The 23,879-nt window shown below is 69.0% G+C and carries 22 protein-coding genes and 1 tRNA gene; 16 read left to right on the top strand and 7 right to left on the bottom strand.

Annotation, left to right across the window (positions count from 1 at the left end; genetic code table 11):
• Window positions 1-9: 9 nt before the first annotated feature.
• The gene (locus tag AC07M8_RS03525) at window positions 10-1,677 is read left to right on the top strand and encodes a formate--tetrahydrofolate ligase (RefSeq protein WP_495173000.1); all 1,668 of its coding nucleotides are present in this window, start codon (window positions 10-12) and stop codon (window positions 1,675-1,677) included.
• A gap of 71 nt (window positions 1,678-1,748) precedes the next feature.
• Here the strand turns inward: AC07M8_RS03525 and AC07M8_RS03520 are convergent, their stop codons facing one another.
• Together AC07M8_RS03520 and AC07M8_RS03515 are read right to left on the bottom strand one after the other, a co-directional pair.
• Window positions 1,749-5,879, bottom strand: coding sequence for a translocation/assembly module TamB domain-containing protein (locus AC07M8_RS03520; protein WP_495172999.1), 4,131 nt, complete (start codon window positions 5,877-5,879; stop codon window positions 1,749-1,751).
• Window positions 5,876-7,810 (bottom strand): autotransporter assembly complex protein TamA, encoded by a 1,935-nt coding sequence (locus tag AC07M8_RS03515; protein ID WP_495172998.1) that lies wholly within the window; start codon window positions 7,808-7,810, stop codon window positions 5,876-5,878. The genes AC07M8_RS03520 and AC07M8_RS03515 overlap by 4 nt, the downstream gene beginning before the upstream one ends.
• A gap of 139 nt (window positions 7,811-7,949) precedes the next feature.
• Between AC07M8_RS03515 and AC07M8_RS03510 the strand changes: the two genes are divergently transcribed.
• Window positions 7,950-8,120 carry a hypothetical protein gene (locus tag AC07M8_RS03510; RefSeq protein WP_495172997.1) on the top strand — a complete coding sequence of 57 codons (171 nt, stop codon included), beginning with the start codon at window positions 7,950-7,952 and terminating at the stop codon, window positions 8,118-8,120.
• Window positions 8,121-8,172: 52 nt separating this feature from the next.
• Here AC07M8_RS03510 and AC07M8_RS03505 read toward each other — a convergent pair whose 3' ends face one another.
• Window positions 8,173-8,790, bottom strand: coding sequence for a S24 family peptidase (locus tag AC07M8_RS03505; protein ID WP_495172996.1), 618 nt, complete (start codon window positions 8,788-8,790; stop codon window positions 8,173-8,175).
• Window positions 8,791-8,879: 89 nt separating this feature from the next.
• Here AC07M8_RS03505 and AC07M8_RS03500 point away from each other — a divergent pair, with 89 nt between their 5' ends.
• The 5 genes from AC07M8_RS03500 (at window position 8,880) to AC07M8_RS03480 (ending at window position 13,724) form a co-directional block, all read left to right on the top strand.
• Window positions 8,880-9,056: a hypothetical protein gene (locus tag AC07M8_RS03500; protein WP_495172995.1), complete on the top strand. Its 177-nt coding sequence runs from the start codon at window positions 8,880-8,882 to the stop codon at window positions 9,054-9,056.
• Complete coding sequence (locus AC07M8_RS03495; protein ID WP_495172994.1) at window positions 9,053-9,370, top strand: hypothetical protein; 318 nt, start codon at window positions 9,053-9,055, stop codon at window positions 9,368-9,370. Before AC07M8_RS03500 ends, AC07M8_RS03495 begins: the two co-directional genes overlap by 4 nt.
• Before the next feature lie 34 nt (window positions 9,371-9,404).
• Window positions 9,405-10,196 carry a tryptophan 2,3-dioxygenase gene (locus AC07M8_RS03490; protein WP_495172993.1) on the top strand — a complete coding sequence of 264 codons (792 nt, stop codon included), beginning with the start codon at window positions 9,405-9,407 and terminating at the stop codon, window positions 10,194-10,196.
• 98 nt (window positions 10,197-10,294) lie between these two features.
• Window positions 10,295-12,433 (top strand): TonB-dependent receptor, encoded by a 2,139-nt coding sequence (locus AC07M8_RS03485; RefSeq protein WP_495172992.1) that lies wholly within the window; start codon window positions 10,295-10,297, stop codon window positions 12,431-12,433.
• A 106-nt stretch (window positions 12,434-12,539) separates the two neighbouring features.
• Window positions 12,540-13,724, top strand: a complete 1,185-nt coding sequence (locus AC07M8_RS03480; protein ID WP_495172991.1) for an acyl-CoA dehydrogenase — start codon at window positions 12,540-12,542, stop codon at window positions 13,722-13,724.
• A gap of 65 nt (window positions 13,725-13,789) precedes the next feature.
• On the opposite strand, the gene AC07M8_RS03475 is transcribed toward AC07M8_RS03480, so the two are convergent.
• Window positions 13,790-14,176, bottom strand: coding sequence for a protease inhibitor I42 family protein (locus AC07M8_RS03475; protein WP_495172990.1), 387 nt, complete (start codon window positions 14,174-14,176; stop codon window positions 13,790-13,792).
• A 59-nt stretch (window positions 14,177-14,235) separates the two neighbouring features.
• Between AC07M8_RS03475 and AC07M8_RS03470 the strand changes: the two genes are divergently transcribed.
• Window positions 14,236-15,357: a CaiB/BaiF CoA transferase family protein gene (locus AC07M8_RS03470; protein ID WP_495172989.1), complete on the top strand. Its 1,122-nt coding sequence runs from the start codon at window positions 14,236-14,238 to the stop codon at window positions 15,355-15,357.
• 80 nt (window positions 15,358-15,437) lie between these two features.
• Here AC07M8_RS03470 and AC07M8_RS03465 read toward each other — a convergent pair whose 3' ends face one another.
• On the bottom strand, window positions 15,438-16,577 hold the full coding sequence (locus tag AC07M8_RS03465; protein WP_495172988.1) for a DUF2171 domain-containing protein: 1,140 nt from the start codon (window positions 16,575-16,577) through the stop codon (window positions 15,438-15,440).
• Window positions 16,578-16,833: 256 nt separating this feature from the next.
• Here AC07M8_RS03465 and AC07M8_RS03460 point away from each other — a divergent pair.
• The 7 genes from AC07M8_RS03460 (at window position 16,834) to AC07M8_RS03430 (ending at window position 21,669) form a co-directional block, all read left to right on the top strand.
• Window positions 16,834-16,909, top strand: a tRNA-Ala gene (locus AC07M8_RS03460).
• Between the two features lie 151 nt (window positions 16,910-17,060).
• Entirely contained in the window at window positions 17,061-17,189 is a 129-nt protein-coding gene (locus tag AC07M8_RS03455; protein WP_495172987.1) for a hypothetical protein, read from the top strand.
• A 51-nt stretch (window positions 17,190-17,240) separates the two neighbouring features.
• The gene (locus AC07M8_RS03450) at window positions 17,241-17,993 is read left to right on the top strand and encodes an NUDIX hydrolase (RefSeq protein WP_495172986.1); all 753 of its coding nucleotides are present in this window, start codon (window positions 17,241-17,243) and stop codon (window positions 17,991-17,993) included.
• 44 nt (window positions 17,994-18,037) lie between these two features.
• The gene (locus tag AC07M8_RS03445; RefSeq protein ID WP_495173143.1) at window positions 18,038-18,739 is read left to right on the top strand and encodes an extensin-like domain-containing protein; all 702 of its coding nucleotides are present in this window, start codon (window positions 18,038-18,040) and stop codon (window positions 18,737-18,739) included.
• Between the two features lie 58 nt (window positions 18,740-18,797).
• Window positions 18,798-20,036 carry a tRNA (N(6)-L-threonylcarbamoyladenosine(37)-C(2))-methylthiotransferase MtaB gene (gene mtaB / locus AC07M8_RS03440; RefSeq protein WP_495172985.1) on the top strand — a complete coding sequence of 413 codons (1,239 nt, stop codon included), beginning with the start codon at window positions 18,798-18,800 and terminating at the stop codon, window positions 20,034-20,036.
• Window positions 20,033-20,971, top strand: coding sequence for a signal recognition particle-docking protein FtsY (gene ftsY, locus AC07M8_RS03435; RefSeq protein WP_267395995.1), 939 nt, complete (start codon window positions 20,033-20,035; stop codon window positions 20,969-20,971). Before mtaB ends, ftsY begins: the two co-directional genes overlap by 4 nt.
• Entirely contained in the window at window positions 20,968-21,669 is a 702-nt protein-coding gene (locus tag AC07M8_RS03430) for a septation protein A (RefSeq protein ID WP_495172984.1), read from the top strand. The genes ftsY and AC07M8_RS03430 overlap by 4 nt, the downstream gene beginning before the upstream one ends.
• 96 nt (window positions 21,670-21,765) lie before the next feature.
• Here AC07M8_RS03430 and AC07M8_RS03425 read toward each other — a convergent pair whose 3' ends face one another.
• Window positions 21,766-22,368, bottom strand: a complete 603-nt coding sequence (locus AC07M8_RS03425; protein WP_495172983.1) for a superoxide dismutase — start codon at window positions 22,366-22,368, stop codon at window positions 21,766-21,768.
• Window positions 22,369-22,500: 132 nt separating this feature from the next.
• Window positions 22,501-23,550, bottom strand: a complete 1,050-nt coding sequence (pspF, locus tag AC07M8_RS03420) for a phage shock protein operon transcriptional activator (protein WP_495172982.1) — start codon at window positions 23,548-23,550, stop codon at window positions 22,501-22,503.
• 174 nt (window positions 23,551-23,724) lie between these two features.
• On the opposite strand from pspF, the gene AC07M8_RS03415 reads away from it, so the two are divergent.
• Window positions 23,725-23,868, top strand: coding sequence for a hypothetical protein (locus AC07M8_RS03415; protein WP_495172981.1), 144 nt, complete (start codon window positions 23,725-23,727; stop codon window positions 23,866-23,868).
• The last annotated feature ends 11 nt before the right edge of the window (window positions 23,869-23,879 follow it).

The raw sequence follows: 23,879 nt of genomic DNA, 5'->3' as shown, positions 1-23,879 counted from the left end.
GCGGCGATCATGCAGACCGACATCGCCATTTCCCGCGCCGCCACCCTCCGCCCGATCGGTGAGATCGCCGCCGCGCTGGCGATTTCGCCTGCCGCGGTGGAGCCCTACGGCCACTACAAGGCCAAGCTCGACGTCACCCAGCTCGATCTCGCCGCAAGCCCGCGCGGCAAGCTGATCCTGGTCACCGCGATCAACCCGACCCCCGCTGGCGAGGGCAAGACCACCACCTCGGTCGGGCTTGCCGATGCGCTCAACCGCACCGGCCGCAAGACCGTGCTCGCGCTGCGCGAGCCCTCGCTTGGCCCATGCTTTGGCACCAAGGGCGGCGCCACCGGCGGCGGCCATGCCCAGGTGGTGCCGATGGAGGACATCAACCTTCACTTCACCGGCGATTTCCACGCCATCACCGCGGCGCACAATCTGCTCGCGGCGATGATCGACAACCATGTCTATTGGGGCAACGCGCTCGACATCGACGTGCGCCGGATCAGCTGGCGCCGCGTGCTCGACATGAACGATCGCGCGTTGCGCGATGTCGTCCAGTCGCTCGGCGGCGCCGCCAACGGGTTTCCGCGCGAATCGGGGTTCGACATCACCGTCGCGTCCGAGGTGATGGCGATCCTCTGCCTCGCCGAGGATCTCGAGGATCTCGAGCGCCGCCTCGGCCGTATCGTCGTCGCCACCACCCGCGACAAGCGGCCGGTGACGGCACGCGACCTCAAGGCCGATGGAGCGATGGCGGTGCTGCTCGCCCAGGCGATCAAGCCCAATCTCGTGCAGACGCTCGAGGGCAATCCCGCGCTGATCCACGGCGGCCCGTTCGCCAACATCGCCCATGGCTGCAATTCGGTTATCGCCACCAAGACGGCGCTGGCGCTCGGCGACTATGTCGTCACCGAGGCAGGGTTCGGTGCAGACCTCGGCGCCGAGAAGTTTTTCGACATCAAATGCCGTCAGGCCGGCCTCGCCCCGGCCGCGGTGGTGATCGTCGCCACCGTCCGCGCGCTCAAGATGAACGGCGGCGTCGCCAAGACCGATCTCGGCCGAGAAGACGTCGAGGCGGTGCGCCGCGGCGCGGTCAACCTCGTCCGCCATATCGAGAACGTCCGCCAGTTCGGCGTCCCCGCGGTGGTCGCGATCAACCATTTCGATGCCGACAGCGCCGCCGAGACGAGCCTGGTCCAGGAGATCGTCGCCGCGCATGGCACCCGCGCGATCCTCTGCCGCCATTGGGCCGAGGGCGGGGCCGGCGCGGTCGAGCTCGCCGAGGCGGTTGCTGCGCTCACCGCCGCCGATGCCGCGCAGTTTTCGCCGATCTACGACGATGCGCTGCCGCTGTTCGACAAGATCAACACCGTCGCCACCCGCATCTACCGCGCCGAGGAAGCGATCGCCGCGCCGTCGATCCGCGCGCAGCTCACTGCCTGGGAGCAGGCAGGCTATGGCCACCTCCCGGTGTGCATGGCCAAGACCCAGTACAGCTTCTCGACCGACCCGGCCTTGCTCGGCGCGCCGACGGGCCATGTCGTCCCGGTCCGCGAGGTACGGCTGGCGGCCGGCGCTGGGTTCATCGTCGCGATCTGCGGCGAGCTGATGACCATGCCCGGCCTCCCGCGCGTGCCCGCCGCGGAGGCGATCCGGATCGATGCAGACGGGCTGATCCAGGGACTGTTCTAACCGCGTCGGCCCTCCACCCGCCACCCTAGCTTCCGCTGGGGTGGCGGTGAGAACGATGTTGTCTTACCCCCTCAATAATCCTTCGATACCCGCACGTTGGCGCTCTGCCGCCCCAGCGTCGAAATGCTCGACAGCAGCGACAGCCAGCGCGTCACCTGGAACTCCACCTGGGTCGCCGAATAGCCCTGCCCGTCGGTAACAATCTCGGCGTAGAACTTGCGCGTCACATATTTGCCCGCGGCGATCGACGTGCCTTGCCCGGTCTGCGGATCGGCCGGCAGGATGCGCAGCCGATCGAGACCGGCGGCGCGGCGCACCGCGTTTATCGGGTTGAGCCCGTTGCCGCCATTCTGCAGCGCCGCCACCGCCGCGGCGAGCTGCAGCGCCTCCGGCGCCGACAGGCTGGTGATCGAGGTGCCGAACAGCAGGCGTGACAGCAGTTCGTCCTCGGGCAGCGCGGGCGTGCTGGTGAAGCTGATCTCGGGCTTCAGCGCATAGCCGGTGACGCGGATCGTCGCGCTGAGCCCGGTGCTGTCGGCATTGGCGGCGATATCGAGCGCAGGGTTGGCGGGGACCTCGCCGGCAAAGCGGATCACCCCGCGGTCGAGCTCGAACTTGCGCCCGGCGAACTCATAATCGCCGCGGATCAGCTTGGCCTCGCCGTTGATCGCCGGATTGGCCGGCTGCCCGGCGATGCGCAGGTCCGCCGACCATTCGCTGCTCAGCCCGAGCCCGCTGACGCTCACCGCATTGGGCGCACGCGCCTTGATCGCGAGCGTCCACGGCGCGGTCGGCGCCTCGTCTTCTTCTGCTCCACCGGGCAGGTTGATCTCGCGGATGTTGAGCTGTGGCACCGCGCTTGCCGCGCTCGCCTGGCCGAGCCGGTAGCGGCTGCGGTTGAGCACCACGTCGCCGGCGATGACGCCACCGGCGCCGTTCGAGGTGAAGGTCAGCGGCCCGGTCACGGTCGCGCCGATGTCGTCGCGGTTGATCATCACCGCGCGATCGGCGTCGAGCTTGATGGCGAGGCCGATGCCGTGCTGGGCGGCAAAGTCGAAGCCGCCGCTGCCCGTCACATGCCCGCCCTTGCCGGCATCGGCGGCGAAGCGATCGATCTGCAGCCGCGAGCCGCCGAACCGCCCGCTCGCCTGGACGTTGGTGAGCACCGTCCCAGTGGTCGCGCTCTCGATCCGCGCATTGTTCGCCTGGACGACGCCGCGGATCGCCGGTGCGGCGACGCTGCCCGACACGTCGGCGCCGATCGACACCGGCCCGGACAGGTCGAACAATTCCACCCCGGTCAGCCGCCACAGGGTGTCGGCCGGGCCACCGTAGCGCAGCTGCGCAAACAGGGGCGCATGGGCGATTCGCGTCGCCAGATCGCCGCCGCCGAGCGGCGTCAGCAGCGCCTGCGCGCGTCCGATCGTCTTGCCGCCCGATGCCATCACCGCACGGACGCCGAGTTTGTCGGCGGAGAGGATACCGGCGATGCCGACGTCGATCGGCCGTGACGACAGCACCAGTCCGGCGCGGCTCAGCCCGCGCACGGTGATGTTGGTCTTGCCGGTCGGCGCCCGCCCCGCCGCGACGTCATAGGCGACCGTGCCCGACACGGTGCCGCTCAGCCCCAGCCCGGGATAGCCGATGTCGAGGATCGCCAGCGGCATGCTCGTCAGCGTCGCGGTGATTCCGGTGCCCGCGTCGCTGAACCGGCCGCCGACCTCGGCCTCGCCGCCGGCGAAGCTCAGCCGGGTCGGCGCGAGCCGCCAGCCGGCATCATCGCCATCGCCCTCGCGGGTCAGCACCGCCGGCGCGAGCAGCTTGAGCGGCCGGCGATCGAGCGTGCCCTGGGCACTGATCGCATAGCGGCCGTCGCTCACCTCGGTCACCGTCTGGATATCGAACGCCCGCCCGCGCGATCCCGCGATCGAGGCACGGATCTCGCCGACGCCGCCACGCAACCGCATGTTGCCGGCAAATCGGGCGAGGCTCAATTGTCCGCGCCGCACCCCCGCGCCGGTCGCGGTCGCCTCCACCGACGTGCCCGCGGGATCGAGCAGCGTCACCAGATCGAGATGGCCGCGGCGCAGGACCGCGCCGGCCAGCGTGGCGTTGGTGGCGTCGAGATGCCCCTCGATCCGCTGGATCGTGCCGACCGGCCGGAACAGCAGATCGCCGGCAAGGCCGCCGCCGTTCACCGTCAACTTGCCGTCGAACCCGCCATCGACCACGGCCAGCCGTCCCGCGGCATGGGTCCCGGCGACGTCGAGCCGGGCGATGTCGATCACCGCCTGGCCGCCCGGCGGCAGCAGGATCGCGCCGGCACCGTTGAAGGCGCCGATCCGTGATTGCCCCTGCGCGGTAAAGCTGAAGCCTTGCGCGGTCGGGTCGAGGTGCGCGCGGACGTTGGCGAGCCCCAGCGTCGCATTCGGGCTGGCGAAGACGAGGTCGAGCGTCGGCCGGTCGATCCTGCCGTCGAGCCGCAGCGTCAGCGGGCCGTAGCTCGCCTGACGGCCGCTGCCCTCGAAATAGAAGGTGCCGTCGCGCCGCCGGTAGCCCTGCCCGCGCAGGGTGAGCTGCGGCGAGGTCAGCAGCAGGTCGGTGAAGTGGAGGATACCGTCGGGGGTCCGCTCGAGGTTGCTGACGAGGTGCGGCAGGCCGCCGGTGAGGCTGCGAAAAAAAAACGCATTGTCGAGCCGCAGCATCTGCGCGGTACCGCGCCCTACCACCCGGGTGCCATGCCCGTTCGCGCCCGGCACCACCCGCAACGTCGACGACACGTCGACCACACCCAGCCCGGGGATCAGATAGCGCCCGAGCGCGCCGTTCAGCCCTACCTCGTAGCGCCCGGTGCGCAGGTCGAGCGCGAGCATGATCCGGGCCGTCAGCTTGTCGGAACGCAGTTGCAGATTGTCGCCGGTGAGCAGGGTCGGCGTCACCTTGAGCACGCCATCGACGCTGAGGTTGCGCAGGATGCCGCCGGCGACGTCGCCCACCCCCGTCACCCGGCCGGCGGTGAAGCGCGAGGTGACGAGCACCGGCGCCCTGGAGAGCCGCCCATGGCCGACGAGATGCGCCTGCTCGAATCCGGTGTTGTCGAAGGCGAAGCGCGGCGCATCGATCCGATAGTCGAACCGGGCGGATGCAAACGCCCCATCGAGGATCGCGCGCAATTCCATGCCCTGCCCGGTCATGTTGCCGAACAGCGCGGGTGGCCGCAGCAGCCGCGCCTTGATCCGCACATTGCGCCAGGCATTGCCGGCAAGATCGATCACGCCCTGTGTCTCTACCGCAAGCGACGGCGAGCGCAGGCTGAGCTGGCCATCGAGCCGGCGATCGGCAAAACCCGCGCTGCCGTTGACCAGCACCCGCGGGCTGCTCAGCCGCTGCAGCTTGCCGGTGAGCAGCGACCCGGGCGCCAGCGTGCCCGACAACGTGTAGCGCCCGACCTGCGCGCTCAGCGCCAGCGCGCCGACCCGCTGCGCACCCGCCACTGCCACGGCGCGCCCGTGCCAGGCCGTCCAATGGCCATCACCGTCGACGTCGAGCGACACCGGCGCCCGCACCCCCGCCATCCGCGCCAGCACGCCGCCGGCGGCGCCGCGCGCCTTGACGGCGAGTTCGAAGCGGTTGCGATCGGGCTCGGCATCGATCCGCACCGCCAGCCGGTCGGTGCCCGCGACCAGCCCGTCGAGGCGGACGAAGGCGCGGCCGGCATGGATGTCGGCGCGGCCGGCGAGCTGCCCCACCCGTGGCGTGCCGAGCACCGGCCGGGCGAGTTCGAGCCGCTCCACCGCCAGGGCACCGATATGGATATCGAAGTCCGGCAAAATCGGGCCGCGCCGCTTGGCGGGCCGGGTGTGCGGCGCATGCAGCAGCATCGCCCGCGGGATCGCCAGCCGCTCGATCTCGAGCCGGTTGTGCAGCCAGCGCCACGGCTGCCAGTCGAGCGCCACGTCGGGCGCCTCGAACAGCAGCCCGTCGAGATCATAGACGCGCAGGTCCTTGAGGCGGGTGGCGCCGTAGAGCGAGCCGTCGATCCGGCCGACGGTGAAGCGCAGCCCGTTATTGGTGCGGATCTGGCCGATCCGGTCCGCCACCCAGCGATGGCCGAGGCCGGTATCGACGATCGCCAGCGCCGCGGCCAGGATCAGCGCGAGCGTGACCAGACCGGCCGCCAGCCAGCGCAGCCAGCGCCTCAAAACGCCTGTCCCAGCGAGACGTAGACGCCGAGCCGGCTGTCACCGGGCTTGGGATTGAGCGGCGTGCCGACATCGACGCGGATCGGCCCGAAGTTCGAATAGTATCGCACGCCGATGCCCGCGCCATATTGCAGCGTCGAGAAGGTCGGCAGCGCCGAGGTGTAGATGTTGCCGCCATCGAGGAACGGCACCACGCCGAAATTGCCAAACGCCTTGACCCGCGCCTCCACCGAGAATTCGGCAAGGCTGCGGCCGCCGATCGGATCATTGTTGACATCGCGTGGCCCGATCGCCTGATAGGCATAGCCGCGTACCGAGGCGCCACCGCCGGCATAGAAGCGCCGTGACGGCGCGATCTGGTCGCGCGGCGCACCGAAAATCGAGCCGATCCTCACCCGCCCGGCGAGCACCAGCTTGTCGCCCAATGGCTGGTATCCGCTCGCATCGATCTGCGCGCGCGTATAACCGAAGACGGCGCCCTGCAGCGACAGCTCGGGGCTGAGCCGCCCGCCGAGGCGGAAACCCCTGGTTGGGTTGAGCAGATCGTCCGAGCCGTCATAGTTGAGCGTGGTCGGCGCCGCGGCGATGAAGAAGGTCCGCCGCCGCGGCTGGCCGGTCGAGGCGATCACGTCGCGCTCGTCGGACGCCACCAACTCGCCGCCGAGCGACCAGGTCCAGGTCTTCTGGAAGAAGATGTTGGTCTGCCGCTCCAGGCTCGCCGACAGCGAAAAGGTCTTGGCATCATAGGCGTCGCGCTGGGTATGCGCGGCGGCGAGCTGCCCGGTCAGCACCCGGTCGCGGCCCTCGAAATTATTACGGCGGAAGATGATGCTGCCGAGCTGCTCCTTGGTGCCGAGCACGCCGCGCAAGGTCAACCCGCCTTCGGGCGGAAACAGGTTGCGATCGGTCCAGCTGAGTTCCGCACGTGCGCCCTCGCCGGTGCCATAGCCGAGCTCTCCTGCGACCGTATGCTGCGGCGCCGGCTCGAGCTTCACGCCGATGTCGACCACCGCCGGATTGCTGCCATCCACCGGCTTGATCTCCACCGACGAGATCAGCCCGGTTTGGATCAGCGCGCGGCGCAGATCGTCGAGCGAACTCTGGTTGAACGGATCGCCGGGCGAAAAGCGCGCGATCTCGCTGACGTGATCGGCGCCGAACACCTTGTTGCCCGGAAGCGCGACGATGCGGCCGAACCGCCGCTGCGTGCCCGGGCTGACCGGCAGGTCGAGCGTCGCGGTGCGGGTCGCGTGATCGACCACGATCTCGGGCTGGCCGATGCTGGCGAAGGGAAATCCCTCCTGCCCCACCCGCGTCTTGAGCTGCGCCTCGCCGGCGACCACCGCATCGGCGTTGACCGGGTCCTGCGGCTTGATCCCGAACGCCGTGGTGAGATCGTCCGCCTTGGCGCCGGCGGCGGCGATCCCGCCAAGCGTGACGCCGTTGAAGCGATACAACGTCCCCGGCTCGGCCTCGAGCACCACCAGCGGCCGCGCGCCCTGCTCCACCCGTGTCGTCACCCGCGCATCATAATAGCCTTCGCCGCGCAGCAGGGTGCCGAGCAGATCGGCATCCTCGCGCGCCCGGCGATCGATCTGCGCGGCATTGGCGGCCTTGCCACGGTTGGCGGCAAGCGTCGACAGCTGGGTAAAGCGCTGGCGCAGCAGCGGCGTCGCGACCTCGTCGATGCCGTCGAGCCGCCAGGTGTAGCGGGTCTCGGCGGCGCTGTCGGTCGATTGCTGGGGTGTGCTGGCGATAGCGGCATCCGTGCCCAGCTCGGGCCAGGCGACACCGATGTCGGGCAACGCCGCCATCGGTGAATTGGGGTCGAGCGGCGGCAGCTCGGCAGGCGCGGTCTGCGCCGCGGCCGGGTCGGCGAGCAGAAGAACGGCCGTCGCACCAAGCCCCAACCATCCCGTGCGCACCACCATGACCGGGTTCTAGCCGCGACAAGGTTAATGGAACAGTGCCGATGGCCGGCGTTGGTCGCCGCTTTGGCCGTCATTCGGCCCGGTGCGGCGCGCGAGACCGGCGCTGGCGTCGACGCAGGCGCCATGGCAAGGTCGGCGCATGGCAACTTCCCCACCCGCAGCCGCCGGCGGCGTGCTCATCGCGTTCGGTGCTCTCGCCGGCGCCGGCGCCGGCCTCGCCCGCGGCCAGGTCACGATCGGCTTCCTGATCGGCATCGCCGCCGGGATCCTCGCCGCGATCGCCGTCTGGCTGGTGGACCGCCGGCGCTAGGCGCCCGCCGCATCGGGCTGGCAGGATGACGATGTCGGCTATTGCGGGTCGGCTATTGCGGCGCCCGCATCAGCCACACCACCCGGCCGATCAGATCCACCCGACCGCGCCCGACCGGGGGCGCCGCTGGATTGTCGCTCGTCGCTACCAGCCGCGTGCCAAGCCGCGCCACTCGCTTCACCATCACCGCGCCCTCAACCCTGATCACGAAGATCTCGGCGCGCGCGCTCGCCGTCCGCCGCGCCAGATCGACGAGGATGAGATCGCCATCCATCAGTCCGGGCTCCATCGAGTCGCCGCGTACCCGCACGATCCCCGCCTGCCCCTCGCGCAAACCAAGCCGCGCCGCGAGCGCTGGGTCGATCGCCTCGGCGCCCAGCACCAAATCGTCGTCGACCAGCGTTCCGGGCCCGGCCGACGCGCTGACATCGAGTCGCGGCACCCGCCACGCCTGCGCCGCCGCCGCGCCCCCCAACGCTACTTCGTCGATCCCGAAATAATCGGCCAGTCGACGGCGGTCGTCCTCGGCCAGTCGCTTCGGCGTACCACGGCTTACGAACTGCTGCAGATAAGCGGCATTGCGCCCGAGCATCGCCGACAGCGCGGCAAGGCTGTCGCCCCGCGCCGCGGCGGCGGCGACCAGCACCGCGCGTGGATCCCTGCTCGTCACCCACCAACCCTACCGTAGGAAATTTCCTAGACAAGTTGGAAAATGCAGAACAGACCAGGAACATGATTTGAGTCTCGGAGGGTTTCCACATGTCCATACTACCCAAGATCGACCGCTATCTGCGCGCGACGCGGATGCCGCCGACCAGGTTCGGCAGGCTTGCCGTCAACGACCCGCGGCTGGTGGGGGATCTCCAGCGCGGCCGCCACGCGGGCCAACGGCTGGTCGCGCGGATCGAGGCGTTCATCGAGCAGAGCTCGCGATGAGCCGCGGCTTTCCACGCCTTACCACCGCGACGCGGCTCGCCCGCGCGCTCTGCCACAGCGCCCGCGACGCCGGCTGCGCCGTTGCCGTCATCGACCAGTCGGAGCGGGCCTGGTCGAGCGCCACCTTTACCGGCGCCACCCATCAGTTGCAGCTATCCACAGAGCCCGGCGCTGCACTCGACGCCTGGCTCGCAGGCTTGGCCGAGCAGGAATGGACGCTGCCGGGTCAGTTGGTCGCGGAATGCAGCGTCGCCCCGGCCGATGGCCTCACCGGGCACCGGACGATCTCGTTCCTGCTCATCGCTGAGGCCTGAGCCGCGACTCGCGCGCGCCGACGGTAAAGCCGCTATGCTGGGCGTCATGGTCACCTATCGCAGCTATCTCCGCCTTCCCGAACTGCTCGCCGTCCAGACTCCGCTCAGCGGCGTGCACGACGAACTGCTGTTCGTGACGATCCACCAGGCCTCCGAATTGTGGATGAAGCTGTGCCTCCACGAACTCGGCGAGGCCCGGCGCCGCATCGCCGCCGACGATCTGCCGCCCGCGCTCAAGATGATGGCGCGGGTGAGCCGCATTCAGGCGCAGCTGATCCAGTCGTGGGAGGTGCTCGCAACCATGACGCCCGCCGATTATGCAGCGATGCGCGGCAGCCTCGGCAGTTCGTCCGGCTTCCAGTCCGATCAATATCGCCAGCTCGAATTCATCATGGGCAACCGGAACGCGGCGATGATCGCGCTGTTCGACGAGCCCGAGGTACGCGCCCGGCTCGAGGACGAGCTGGACCGCCCCAGCCTGTACGACGAGGCCTTGCTGCTGCTCGGCCGCCGCGGGCTGCCGGTGCCCGACAACGTCGCCAGGTGTGACTTTCGTGACCTTCGCCCCGCATCGGCACAGGTGGAGGCTTGCTGGGCGGCCATCTACAGCGACACCGATCGCTATTGGGACCTCTATGAGCTCGCCGAGAAGCTGGTCGACCTCGAATATCATTTCCAGCTCTGGCGCTTCGGCCACCTCAAGACGGTGGAGCGCGTGATCGGCTTCAAGACCGGCACCGGCGGCACTGCCGGCGTCCCGTATCTTGCCCGCGTGGTCGAGCAGCGCTTCTTCCCCGAGCTGCTCGACGTCAGGACGAAGCTTTGATGCGGCGAACCGCGGGTAGATGACGGCATATTCATTTTGATATAACGTAACATGGACGCTAGGCTGTGTTCGCACCCGCACAAGATCACGGAGTAACGATGTTCCGATTCACCCTGCTGTCCAGCGTCGCGCTGGTCGCTGCCCCCGCCGCCGCCCAATCGACGACGTCGACCACGCCAGCGTCCACCGCCACCACGGACCAGAGCCACGACATCATCGTCACCGCCGCGGTCGAGCGCAGCGAGGCCGACGTGCTCCAGGGCACCTCGGTGATCACCGGCGAGGAACTCACCCGCAACCTGCGGCCGACGATCGGCGAAACCCTCGCCCGCCAGCCCGGCGTCTCCGCCACCTCGTTCGGCCCGAGCGCGTCGCGGCCGATCCTGCGCGGCTTCCAGGGTGATCGCATCCGCGTGCTCACCGACGGCATCGGCTCGATCGACGTCTCCAACACCTCGGTCGATCACGCCGTGATCATCGATCCGCTGCTCTCCGAGCGGGTCGAGGTGCTGCGCGGCCCGTCGGCGCTGCTGTTCGGCTCGTCCGCGGTCGGCGGCGTGGTCAACGTCATCGACACCCGCATCCCGCGCACCGTGCCCGCCAACGGCTACCGGCTGAATGGCATCGCCAATTACGGCTCGGCCGCCAACGAGCGGTCGGGCGGCCTGGCGGGCGACGTCGCGGTTGGCGAGCATCTCGTCCTCCACGCCGACGGCTCCTATCTGAAGTCCGACGACCTGCGCACCGGCAAGGGCTACATTCTCTCGCCCGCCGCGCGCGCTGCCGCGCTGTCGCAGGTCGGCCTGCCGCAGAACACCGATGAGCCGATCGATTTCGCGGCCTCGGCAGCGTTGCGCGATCGCCTGCCCAACACCGCCGCCGAAACGTGGACGGCGGGCGCCGGCGCGACGATCATCACCGACACCGGCAGCCTTGGCATCTCCTACAGCCATTATGACAGCCTCTACGGCGTGCCGATCCGCTTCGCGACCGAGGTCGGCCAGGAGCAGGAGGCGCCGCGGCTCGACGTCGTCCAGAACCGCGTCGACCTGCGCGGCGAAGTGAACACCGGCGGCGATTTCATCAGCAAGATCCGCATCCGCGCCGGCCAGGCGAGCTACCGCCACTTCGAGCTCGAGGAAGATGGCTCGGTCGGTACGGCGTTCTACAATAACGGCCTTGAGGGTCGGCTCGAGCTGGTCCAGGCGGACCGCGGCGGCTGGCAGGGCGCGTCTGGCGTCCAATATTTCAACCGCCAGTTCAACGTCCAAGGCGATGAGGCCTTCCTGCCCAAGAACGAAACCAACCAGATCGGCTTCTTCACGCTGCAGCAGTTTTCCGCCGGCAGGTTCAAGGCCGAGGGCGGCGTCCGCTACGAAGTCTCGGACGTCCGCGCGCAGACCCCGGACGACGACCTGCGCTTCTTCAACGGCAGCCGCAGCTTCGATGCGGTATCCGGCTCGCTCGGCGCGTCCTACGGCCTCACCGACCGGATCCGCATCGGCCTCAACGCCTCGCGCACCGAGCGCGCGCCGACCGCGGAGGAGCTGTTCGCCAACGGCGGCCACGCCGGCACCCAGGCGTATGAGCTCGGCAGCCCCGATTTCCAGCTCGAGAAGAGCTGGGGGCTGGAAGGCACGCTCCACGTCCATGGCGATGGCTACAGCCTCGATGCCTCGGCCTATTACAACTGGTTCACCAACTACATCTCGGAGAACCAGGTCGATCCGGCGATCTGCCAGGCCGCCGCAGCGCCGTCCGGCCGCGAGGTCGATCTGCCCTGCTTCCAATATCAGCAGGTCGACGCCCATTATTACGGCTTCGAGGCGCAGGGCTCGCTGCGCCTCGCGAAGATCGGCGGCTACACGCTCAACGCGGATCTGCTCGGCGATCTGGTCCGCGCCAACATCGTCGACCAGAGCCCGGTGCCGCGCATCCCGCCGGCGCGGGTGCTCGGCGGCATCGAGGCGCAGGGTGATCTCACCACCGGCCGGATCGAGGTGGAGCACGTCTTCCCGCAGAACCGCATCGCCCCGTTCGAGACACCGTCGGATCCCTACACGATGGTCAACGCCTCGGTGTCGCTGTCGCCCTGGGGCAAGGACAGCAAGACCAGCCTGCTGCTCTCGGCCAACAACATCTTCGACGTGCTGGCCCGCCGCCACGCCAGCTTCCTTCAGGACTTCGCCCCGCTCGCCGGCCGCGACATCCGCGTGACGCTGCGCTTCGGGATCTGAACAAGCCTCGTTGTTATCCCGGGCGATCCCGGGATGACGGACCGAGCGTCAAGCCTTGCACCCCCAGCCGCCACCCCGTACCGCGCCTTCAAAAGGAGAGACAAGGATGGCCGGCATGGGCAAGTTCGACTGGGCAGACCCGTTCCTGCTCGACGAGCAACTGAGCGACGACGAGCGCATGGTCCGCGATACGGCGCGGGCCTATGCCGAGGACAAGCTCGCGCCGCGGATCATCGACGCGTTCGCCCAGGAACATACCGATCCCGAAATCTTTCGCGAGATGGGCGCGCTTGGCCTGCTCGGCCCGACCATCCCGGAGGAATATGGCGGGGTCGGCGCCGGCTATGTCAGCTACGGGCTGGTCGCGCGCGAGGTTGAGCGGATCGACAGCGGTTACCGCTCGATGATGAGCGTCCAGTCCAGCCTGGTGATGTACCCGATCCACGCCTATGGTTCGGAAGAGCAGCGCCGCCGCTACCTGCCCGGCCTCGCCAGCGGCGAGCTGATTGGCTGCTTCGGCCTCACCGAACCCGACGCCGGCTCCGATCCCGGCGGCATGACCACCCGGGCGAAGAAGACCGCCGACGGCTATGTCATCTCCGGCGCCAAGACCTGGATCAGCAACGCGCCGATCGCCGATGTGTTCGTGATCTGGGCCAAGTCCGATGCCCATGACGGCGCGATCCGCGGCTTCATCCTCGACAAGGGGCTGAAGGGCCTCGCCGCCCCCAAGATCGACAACAAGCTGAGCTTACGCGCCTCGATCACCGGCATGGTGATGATGGACGAGGTCGCGGTCGCCGACGATGCGCTGCTGCCCAACGTCGAGGGGCTGAAGGGCCCGTTCGGCTGCCTCAACCGTGCCCGCTACGGCATCAGCTGGGGCGCACTCGGCGCCGCCGAATTCTGCTTCCATGCCGCGCGCGCCTACGGGCTCGACCGCAAGCAGTTCGGCCGCCCGCTGGCTGCCACCCAGCTCTTCCAGAAGAAGCTCGCCGACATGGAGACCGAGATCGCGCTCGGCCTGCAGGCATCGCTGCGCGTCGGCCGGCTGATGGACGAAGGCAAGTTCGCCCCCGAGATGGTCTCGATCGTCAAGCGCAACAACGTCGGCAAGGCGCTCGACATCGCCCGGGTGGCGCGCGACATGCACGGCGGCAACGGCATCTCGGGCGAGTATCAGGTAATGCGCCACCTGATGAACCTCGAGACGGTCAACACCTATGAAGGCGCGCACGACGTCCATGCGCTGATCCTCGGCCGCGCCATCACCGGCATCGCCGCCTTCTGATGCACGGCGCGCGCCCTGCCCTGCGCACCGCCGTGCGCCTGCCGCGGCGGGAGCGCGTTACGCGCTCAGGGCTCCCGCACCGCCAGGCAGAAGCTGGCTTCCTTCACGGCCGGCCCGTCGCCCCTGGCATAGCCGACCACCAGCCGCCCGCGCCCGGCCCTGGTCGGCCTGAACCGCAGCACCTGCGTCTGCGGCCCGCCGACCACCATGCCGCCGCCGGCCACCGCGCCGGTCGCCATCTCGCCGACCTGCTCGAACCCGGCGCCGCTGCGCAGGCGCCAGCTATAACCCGTCCCCGCGCTCGCCGGCAGCATCAGCTGGAACGGCGTTCCCACCGCCACCGGATAGCAGATCGCCGGATCGCTGGTGGCGCGGAGCGTCAGGATGGTCTGCGCCGGGGCCCCGCCCGCGCACGCCAGAGCGAGCAGCCCGGCAGCCCACCATCGCTTCATCGTGCCGTTCCTCCTATTCCAGCCATGATCATGATCACGATCATGCGGCGCGCTGGCCGGTGAGCGCAACAGCCAACACCCCGCTTGCCGGCCTCAAGGTGCTCGAGCTCGCGCGCATCCTCGCCGGTCCCTGGGCCGGGCAGGTGCTCGCCGATCTCGGCGCCGAGGTGACCAAGGTCGAAAGCCCCGCCGGCGACGACACCAGGACCTGGGGGCCACCGTTCGTCGACAATCCCGATGGCAGCCGCGACGCCGCCTATTTCCACGCGTGCAACCGCGGCAAGGCGTCGCTGGTGGTGGATTTCACCACCGCCGAAGGCCAGGCCCGGATCCGCGCGCTGGCCGCCGAGGCCGACGTGCTGATCGAGAATTTCAAGGTCGGCGGCCTCGCCAAATACGGCCTCGATTATCCCAGCCTCGCCGCGCTCAACCCGCGGCTGGTCTATTGCTCGATCACCGGCTTCGGCCAGACCGGACCCTATGCGGCCCGCGCCGGCTACGACTTCATCATCCAGGGCATGGGCGGGATGATGGACCTCACCGGCGAACCGGATGGCGCGCCGCAGAAGATCGGCGTGGCGATGGCGGACATCACCACCGGCCTCTATGCGGTGATCGCGATCCAGGCGGCGCTGGCGATGCGCGCGCGCACCGGTCGCGGCCAGCATCTCGACCTCGCGCTGCTCGATACCATGACCGGGGTGCTCGCCAACCAGGCCGCCAATTACTTCGCGAGCGGCGTCAGCCCGGCGCGGCTCGGCAACGCCCATCCCAACATCTGCCCTTATGCCGTGTTCGAGACCGCCGATGGCTGGTTCATCCTCGCGGTGGGCAACGACGCGCAGTTCCGCGCCTTCTGCGCCGTCACCGGCCTGGTTCCCAAGGAGGGCTGGGCGACCAACGCCGGCCGCGTCGCCGATCGCGAATGGCTGACTGACGCGATCACCGCCGCCACCCGCGGCATCGCCCGCGACGACCTGCTCGCGCTGCTCGAGGCGGCAGGGGTGCCGGCGGGACCGATCAACACCGTCGAACAGGCGTTGACCGATCCCCAGGTCGTTGCGCGCGGCATGGTCCTGCCCGGCGAGCGCCTGGCCGGGCTGCGCACCCCGATCCGCTTTTCCGATGCCGAGCTGGCCCCCCTCGCCCCGGCACCGCGACTGGGCGAACGACCGGCCTGACCGGCGCCGGACGCAAAAAGGGCCCGGGCAGCAAGCCCGGACCCTTCGTGATCGGCGGTCGAGCCGCCTGTCGCTACCGGTCAGTAGGTGCCCGGGAAGCTCTTGTTGAGGTTGCGGCTGTCGCTCGATGCCTCGCTGCTGGCGCTTGCTGCCGAGCCCGTTCCAGTAGCGGCGCTCCGGTCCTGCCCGGCAAACCGCTGGTCGGTCTTGTCGTCGCCGAACAGCGCCTGGTTGCGCTCCTCGTCCTTCCACGCCTTCTTGGCGTCGGCCGCGGTCTGGCTCAGCGTCACCTTGCCCTCGACGCTGGCGATCCAGCTCGACGGGAAGGAGTGATGCCGGCCACCGGCGTCGACGTCGTTCTTGGTCAGCAGGATGCGATCGCCGCGCACCTTGTCGACCGTGCCGACATGCTCGCCGTCGGAGCCGACCACGTCCATATGCTCCTCGACCTTGTTCAGCGCATCGCGCTGCGACTGGCGCGAGGTCCGCCAGGTCGAGAACTCATTCTCGAACTTGGCACGATGATGCTGGCGGTATTCGTCGTAGTCGCGATCGAGCGCCGCGATCTGGCTGCTGCGCCAATTGTGATAATCCGCGTCGCGATGCTGCTGGTGACGCTCGCCGGCGCCATAGCCGCGATCGTCGTAGCGCGAATCCATCTCGCGACGGCGCTCGGCATCATCGTCGCCGAACCACGAGCGGACCTCGTCGCCGGCGCGCGCCAGGAAGCCGCGTTCCTCATAGTCATAGCCCTGCGGCTGACGACCATAGCCGCGGCCCTGCTGCTGCTGCTGGCCGCGATAATCGTCATCATCGGCATGGCGCCGCGCGCCGACGTCTTCGAAGCGCCGGCCATCGGAGCCATAGCTGCCGTGATAATCGGACGAGCTCGAGCGCGCATCCGCGCCATAGCGACCGCGCGAGAACTGATCCTGGTCCGACCGGCCGTAGCGTGGGTCCTGCCCCGACGGACGCCCGCCGTAACTGCCTTGGTCGCGCTGGCGGTTGAACTGGTCGCGCTGGCCATACCGCTGGTTGCCATAGTCGCGATTGCCATAGCCCTGGCGGTCGCGATCCCGGCCGCCGATCTCGCCGGCCGCCTCGTAATCGCGCGCGCTGGAATAGCTGTAATCGCGACCTGACCCGTAATCGTGGCCAAAGTCGCCGGGATCGGAGCGTCCGTTACCCTGCGGGTTTCCGGGATAGCGTTCATAGCCCATGATCGTCTCCTCGAATATCATCCTGCGGCTGCCGGCGGCGTCGTTGCAGCGCCATCGTGCGTCCAGGCTTAACAAAGATCGAGAAACGGGTTCGTTCCTGCCGTTCCGGCCGCGAAACGGGTGACTGCCGCAGGCTTGTGTCGGGCCGCCGCAGCATCGATCGAGGAATTTTCACAAGGGTGAACCGGCGCCGTGTTGCATCACCCGAAAAGGCCGGCTAATGGCGGCGCTCCCGGCCATGCCGGGTGCCGGGCGCGGGGCTGTAGCTCAGATGGGAGAGCGCTGCAATCGCACTGCAGAGGTCAGGGGTTCGATTCCCCTCAGCTCCACCACGCCCGTCGCCGTCGCATCGTTACCAAGCCGGCCGCACGGTCTGATTGCAGCGAATGCACTCAGCATCTCGCAGATTGCATTTGCCACAACTGGAGCCTCCTCTCATATCGCGGCCGTGCTGCATTGCAGCAAGTTGCTCCAGAGGTTCGCATGTTCAGCCTGATCGCCCTGTATTTCGAGTATCGGAAGCTGAAGACGCAGTCCGCCACGCTGGCCGTGACTGCCGCTCGCCCGGCCAACGATGCCGGCGATGCCAAGGTTCTCCAGCGCGCGGCCTGATTATTGCCGCTGCCGTCGTCCGAATGTGGGCTGACGCGTTAGAGGCGGACCATGTCGTCGCCTCCTGTTGCCATTCCCGCCGCCACGCTGATCGTCATCCGCGACCGGATCGGCCGGCCGCCTGATCTGCTGATGGTCGAGCGGGCCAGGACGATGGCCTTCGCCGGCGGCGCCCTGGTCTTTCCGGGTGGCCGGATCGATCCGGGCGACGAGGCGCTGGCGGCGCTGCTTGACGCCGGCGACGATGGCGCGGCCCGGGTCGCCGCCATCCGCGAGACGATCGAGGAGGCCGGCATCGCGATCGGCCTCGAGCCACCACCCTCGCCCTCGCAGATCGCCTTGCTACGGCGCCGGCTCCATGCCGGCGACAGCCTGGCAATCGCGCTCGACGGGACCGGCCTCCGGCTCGCGCTGGACCAGCTGCACGCCTTCACCCGCTGGGTACCGGCCCATCGCCACACGCGGATCTTCGACACCCGCTTCTTCCTTGCGCGCGCCACCGACGCCGAGCACGCGAGCGTCGACCATACCGAGAACGTCCGACTGCTCTGGGCGGGCGCCGCGCAGCTGCTCGCCGACGCGGCGGCAGGCGCGGCAACGATCATCTTCCCGACCCGCCGCGTGCTCGAGCGGCTGGCAGGCCTGGCAAGCTTCGCCGACGCGCTGGTTGACGCCCGGCGCTACCCGCCAGTGACGATCACGCCCTATGTCGAGGACCGCCGCGGCGTGCCGCACCTGTGCATCCCGGAAGGGGTCGGCTATCCTGTTACCGCCGAGCCATTGTCGGCAACGGACCGCGGGTGACCCGCTCATCTTGGCCGGCCCGGGCGCGGCGCGCGGTCGGCAGGATGCTCGCGGTGGTGCTGATCGCCGCGCTCGGCCTGCTGCTGTGGGGGATCGCCAAGGGCCGTCCGCAGAACCTGCCTTGGACGCCGCTCGATCTCGGCGAGCCGATCGGCTTTGCCACCGGCGCCAAGCTCAACCGGCTCGGCGGCGACGCCCCCCTGTGCCGGGCGCTGCTGGCCGGCGCGGGGATCGGCTTCACCCGCCTGCCCCCACGCCACGAGGGCGACCGCTGCGGCTATGACGATGCCGTCCGCCTGACCGCCGGCGGCGCCCGCCAGATCGACTGGCGACCGCCGGGGCTCGGCACTTCATGCGGAGTCGCCGCGTCGCTGGCGGTGTGGGAGTGGGAGGTTATCCAGCCGGCAGCACAGGCGCGCTTCGGTACCCGCGTCGTCGCGATCGATCATTTCGGCAGCTATGCCTGCCGCCGAATCTATGGCGGCTACACCGGCAGTTGGAGCGAGCACGCCAGCGCCAATGCGGTGGACATCGCCGGCTTCCGCCTGTCGGACGGCACCCGCGTCACCGTGGCGCGCGACTGGGCGGGCGGCGGCGCCAAGGCGGCTTTCCTGCACGATGTCCGCGACGGCGCCTGCCGGCTGTTCGCGACCACCCTCTCGCCCGACTACAATGCCGCGCACCACGATCACTTCCACCTCGATCAGGCGCGCCGCGGCAGCATGGGCTGGCGCGCCTGCCGCTAGCGGCGACGCATGGCTTGCCTGCATGGACTTGGGCGTCCAGCTTGACTAGATCGCGCGCATGAACGCTCCCGCGCCAGAGGTAATTTCCCTCGGCTGCCGCCTCAACATCGCCGAGAGCGAGACGATCCGGACGCTGATCGCGGGCCGTGACATGGTGGTGGTCAATTCGTGCGCGGTCACCAATGCCGCGGTCAAGCAGACCCGCGCCGCCATCCGCCGCGCGCGACGGGCGCGACCCGGCGCGCAACTGGTCGTCACCGGCTGCGCCGCGCAGATCGACCCGGCGAGCTTCAGCGCCATGCCCGAGGTCGACCGCGTGATCGGCAATGCCGACAAGCTCAGCGCCCGCGCCTTCGAGGCTGACGAGGCGGTGATCGTCAGCGACATCATGCAGGTCCGCGAGACGGCACCGCATCTCGCCGCCAGCTTTTCCGCCCATGCCCGCGCCTTTGTCGAGGTGCAGAATGGCTGCGATCACCGCTGCACCTTCTGCGCCATCCCCTTCGGCCGCGGCCCGAGCCGCTCGGTGCCTGCGGGCGGCGTGGTCGAGCGGATCGCGCAACTGGTCGACGCCGGTCACGGCGAGATCGTGCTCACCGGTGTGGATCTCACCAGCTATGGCCATGATCTCCCCGGCGCGCCGACGCTCGGGCTGCTCGTCGAGCGGATCCTGCGCCACGTGCCGCGCCTGGCGCGGCTGCGGCTGTCGTCGCTCGATTCGATCGAGATCGACGATCGCCTGGTCGATCTGATCACCGGCGAAGCGCGGATCATGCCCCACCTCCACCTCTCCTTCCAGGCCGGCAACGACCTCATCCTCAAGCGGATGAAGCGCCGCCACAGCCGCGCCCAGGCGGTGGAGATGGTCGAACGGCTGAAGGCGCGCCGCCCCGCGCTGGCGATCGGCGCCGACCTCATCGCCGGCTTTCCCACCGAGGATGAGGTGATGTTCGCCGACACCCTCGCGCTGATCGACGATGCCGACATCGTCCACGCCCATATCTTCCCCTTCTCGCCGCGCGCCGGCACCCCCGCGGCGCGGATGCCCCAGGTCGATCCGGTTATCGCCCGCGACCGTGCCGAGCGCCTCCGCACCGCCGCGGCGCGGCGCAAGGCCGCCTGGCTGCGGACGCTGGTCGGCACCGACCAGTCGGTGCTGGTCGAGCGCCCCGGCACCCGCGGCCACGCCGGCAATTTTGCCGACGTCCATCTCACCGTCCCCCAGCAGCCCGGCGACGCCACCCGCATCGTGATCACCGGCGCCACCGATACCCATTTGATAGGCACTGCAGCATGAGCACCACTCCCTCCTGGCACGAGAAGCTGCTCGGCGGCTTCCGCAAGACCTCCGACAAGCTGGTCGGCAATCTCGCCGGGCTCGGCGGCGCGCGGCTGGATGCGGAAACCCTCGACGATATCGAGGAAGCGCTGATCGCCTCCGATCTCGGCCCCGATACCGCCGGCCGCATCCGCACCCGGCTCGCGGAGGGGACGTTCGAGCGCAACATGGAGGAGCTCGGCATCCGGCTGGTGGTCGCCGAAGAAGTGGAGAAGGCGCTTGCACGGGTCGCCACTCCGCTCGAGGTGACCGCCTTCCCGCGCCCCCAGGTGATCCTCGTCATCGGCGTCAACGGCTCGGGCAAGACCACCACCATTGCCAAGCTCGCCCACCTGCTGATGGAGCAGGATTACGGCGTCATGCTCGCCGCCGGCGACACCTTCCGCGCCGCCGCGATCGGCCAGCTGAGGACCTGGGCGGACCGGGTCGGCGTGCCGATCGTCACCGGCCCCGAGGGCGGCGATGCCGCCGGCGTGGTCTGGGACGCGGTCAAGAAGGCGACCGAGACCGGCATCGACGTGCTCATCGTCGACACCGCCGGTCGCCTCCAGAACAAGCGCGAGCTGATGGACGAGCTCGCCAAGATCCGCCGCGTGCTCGGCCGGATCAACCCGGCAAGCCCGCATGACGTGGTGCTGGTGCTCGATGCCACCACCGGCCAGAATGCGCTCTCGCAGATCGAAGTGTTCAAGGAGGTCGCCGGCGTCACCGGCTTGGTCATGACCAAGCTCGATGGCACCGCCCGCGGCGGCGTGCTGGTCGCCGCGGCGGAGAAATACGGCCTGCCGATCCACGCCATCGGCGTCGGCGAGGGCATGACTGACCTCCGCCCGTTCGACCCCGCCGAAGTCAGCCGCATCATTGCCGGCGTCGACCAGGGAATCGCCAAGTGACCAGCTCGCCCCACCCCGCCGTCGTCGTCGCCCCGGCGCACGATGCCTCGCCCGGCCTGCGCATGGCGCTGGAATACGGCCCGCTGCTGGTGTTCTTTGCGGTCAACTTCCTCGCCCCCGCCGCGGCGACTATGCGGCTGGTGGCGACATCGACCAGCTTTCTCTCCGAGCTCGACCGCGCCGGCGCGCTGGTGATCGCGCGCATCATCGTCGCCACGGCGGCGTTCATGCTGGCGACCGTCGCGGCGATGATCGTGTCGCGGGTGAAGCTCGGCCGGGTATCGCCGATGCTGTGGATCTCTGGCGCGTTCGTGGTCGTGTTCGGCGGTCTCACCGTCTATTTCCACGATCCCAAGTTCATCCAAATGAAGCCGACCTTCGTCTATGCGATGTTCGCCGCGGTGCTCGGCTTCGGCCTGCTCACCGATCGGCCGCTGCTCCAGGGCCTGCTCGGCGCGGCCTATCCGGGGCTCACCGCCGAGGGCTGGCGCAAGCTCACCCGCAACTGGGCGCTGTTCTTCCTCGCCATGGCCGCGCTCAACGAGGGCGTGTGGCGATCGACCAACTGGGATTTCTGGGTCGGCTTCAAGCTGTGGGGCGCGATCCCGCTCACCCTGCTGTTCGCGCTCGCCAACGTGCCGATGCTGCTGCGTCACGGGCTCAACACCGGCGACGAGCCGGCGGTGCCGGTGGAATGATCTGGACGGTCACGCCACCGGCTACCTGTTCGTCACCCCCAGCTAAGGCGGGGGTGACGTATTCGGGTCATGCCGCGCCGGGCATGACTCGTTGCCTCACGCGTCGAAGCGCTTGCCTGCCTCGTCCCAGTTGACGATGTCCCACCACGCCTTGAGATAGCCGGGGCGGTCGTTCTTGTAGGTCAGGTAATAAGCGTGCTCCCACACGTCGTTACCCAGGATCGGCGTGCCCTTGTCGGCGACGTCGTCCATCAGCGGATTGTCCTGGTTAGGCGTCGAGGTCACCTTGAGCGCACCCGACGAATCCTTGATCACCCACGCCCAGCCCGAGCCGAACTGGCCCGCGCCCTTGGTGTTGAAGTCTTCCTTGAGCTTGTCGAGGCCGCCATAGGCGTCGATCGCGTCCTTGAGCGCGCCCGACGGCTGGGTCGAGCCCTTGGGCCCCATGATCTTCCAGAAGAAGTCGTGGTTCCAGAACCCACCGCCATTGTTGCGGACCAGCGGCGGCTGGGTGGAGATGGTGGCGAGGATCTCCTCGATCGTCTTGCCGGCGAGCGACGGGTCCTTCTCGACCCCCTCGTTGAGCTTGGCGGTGTAAGCAGCATGATGCTTGTCGTGGTGGAAGGTCATGGTCTCTTTGGAGATCACGGGCTCCAGCGCGTCATAGTCATACGGCAGGGGCGGCAGGTCGAAAGCCATGGAATCCTCCATTGATGGTTCGGCAGCGAAACGCGTGCGGGCCGCAAATGGTCCCCTGCCGTTCGTTACGCAACCGTCTCCAGGCACGCCTCGTCGCCATCCGCCGTTGCGGCGGGACAGCGATCGGGAACGTCAGCCCTCGCCCGCCTTGATCAGGTCGTGGCGCCGCAGCGCGTGGCGCAGCTGGTCGTAGCTGAGGCCGAGCGCCTCGGCGGTGCTGCGCTGGTTGAAGCGATGTTCGGCGAGGCTGCGCGCCAGCAGCTCGCGCTCGAACCGCGCGACCCGGGACTTGAAATCGGACGGCCCTGCTTCGCAGGCGGCGACCACATCGTCCTCCGGCAGTGACGGGGCAGCGCTCGGCGTCGGTGCGGCCGCCGTCGATGCGGCAGGCGCACCGCTGCCCTGCGGCCGATAAGGCGAGGCGAATGGATCGATCTGCAGCGCGTCCACCGGCCCGTCGCTGGTCCAGCGATAGACCGCTCGTTCCACCGCGTTGCGCAGCTCACGGACATTGCCTGGCCAGCGATGGGTGGTCAGCGCATCGAGCGCCGCCGGGCCGAACCCCGGCCAGCGGTCCCAGCCGATCTCCGAGGCCATCCGCCGCCCAAAATGGTCGGCGAGCACGACGATGTCGCCGGCCCGCGCCCGCAGCGGCGGCAGCGTCACCACCTCGAAGCTCAGCCGGTCGAGCAGATCCGCGCGAAACTCATGCCGATCGACCTTGTCGGGCAGATGCTCGTTGGTCGCAGCGACGATCCGCACGTCCACCCGCAGCGGCCGCGACGAGCCGATCCGCGTGATCTCGCCATATTCCACCGCGCGCAGCAGCCTGTCCTGCGCCGCCATCGACAGCGTGCCGAGCTCGTCGAGGAACAGCGTGCCGCCGTCTGCCTCCTCGAACCGCCCGGCCCGCGCCTTGGTGGCGCCGGTGAACGCGCCCGCTTCATGGCCGAACAGTTCGGCCTCGATCAGGCTCTCGGGCAGCGCCGCGCAGTTCATGATCACCAGCGGCTGATCCCAGCGCGGGCTCAGCCGGTGCAGCCGCTCGGCGACCAATTCCTTGCCGGTGCCACGCTCGCCGATCACCAGCACCGGGCGGTCGAGCGCGGCGGCGCGCGACGCCTGTTCGAGGGCGTCGAGAAAGGCGCCGGACTGTCCGATGACCTGCGATGTGCGCTCCATCACCAATGTTTGGCGTGAATTCCCAATCGTCTGCAAGCCCAGACCGCGTCTGGCGCGGCAACTTTCGCTCAACCCTCTGTAAATCGGCCTTTTTGAAAACTGGCACGAAGGCTGCAAAGCTTCTGGCATACCGCTTCACGGCGGTGACAAGGTTCAGAACTTCAGGAGGAAACAATGTTCAAGTCCGATCTCGGTCGCACCGTTGCCGCCATCGCCTGCACCCTCGTCCTCAGCGCGACCTGCGTCGCCGGGGCGGTGGGTCCGGCAGCCGCCGGCACCAAGGCGGCCCCCGCCATGGCCCAGCGCCTCCAGGCGTAATTGGCCATACC

Source organism: Sphingomonas sp. GW821-FHT09E03 (genome assembly GCF_059416225.1).
This window is presented reverse-complemented; position numbering and strand designations above follow the sequence as displayed.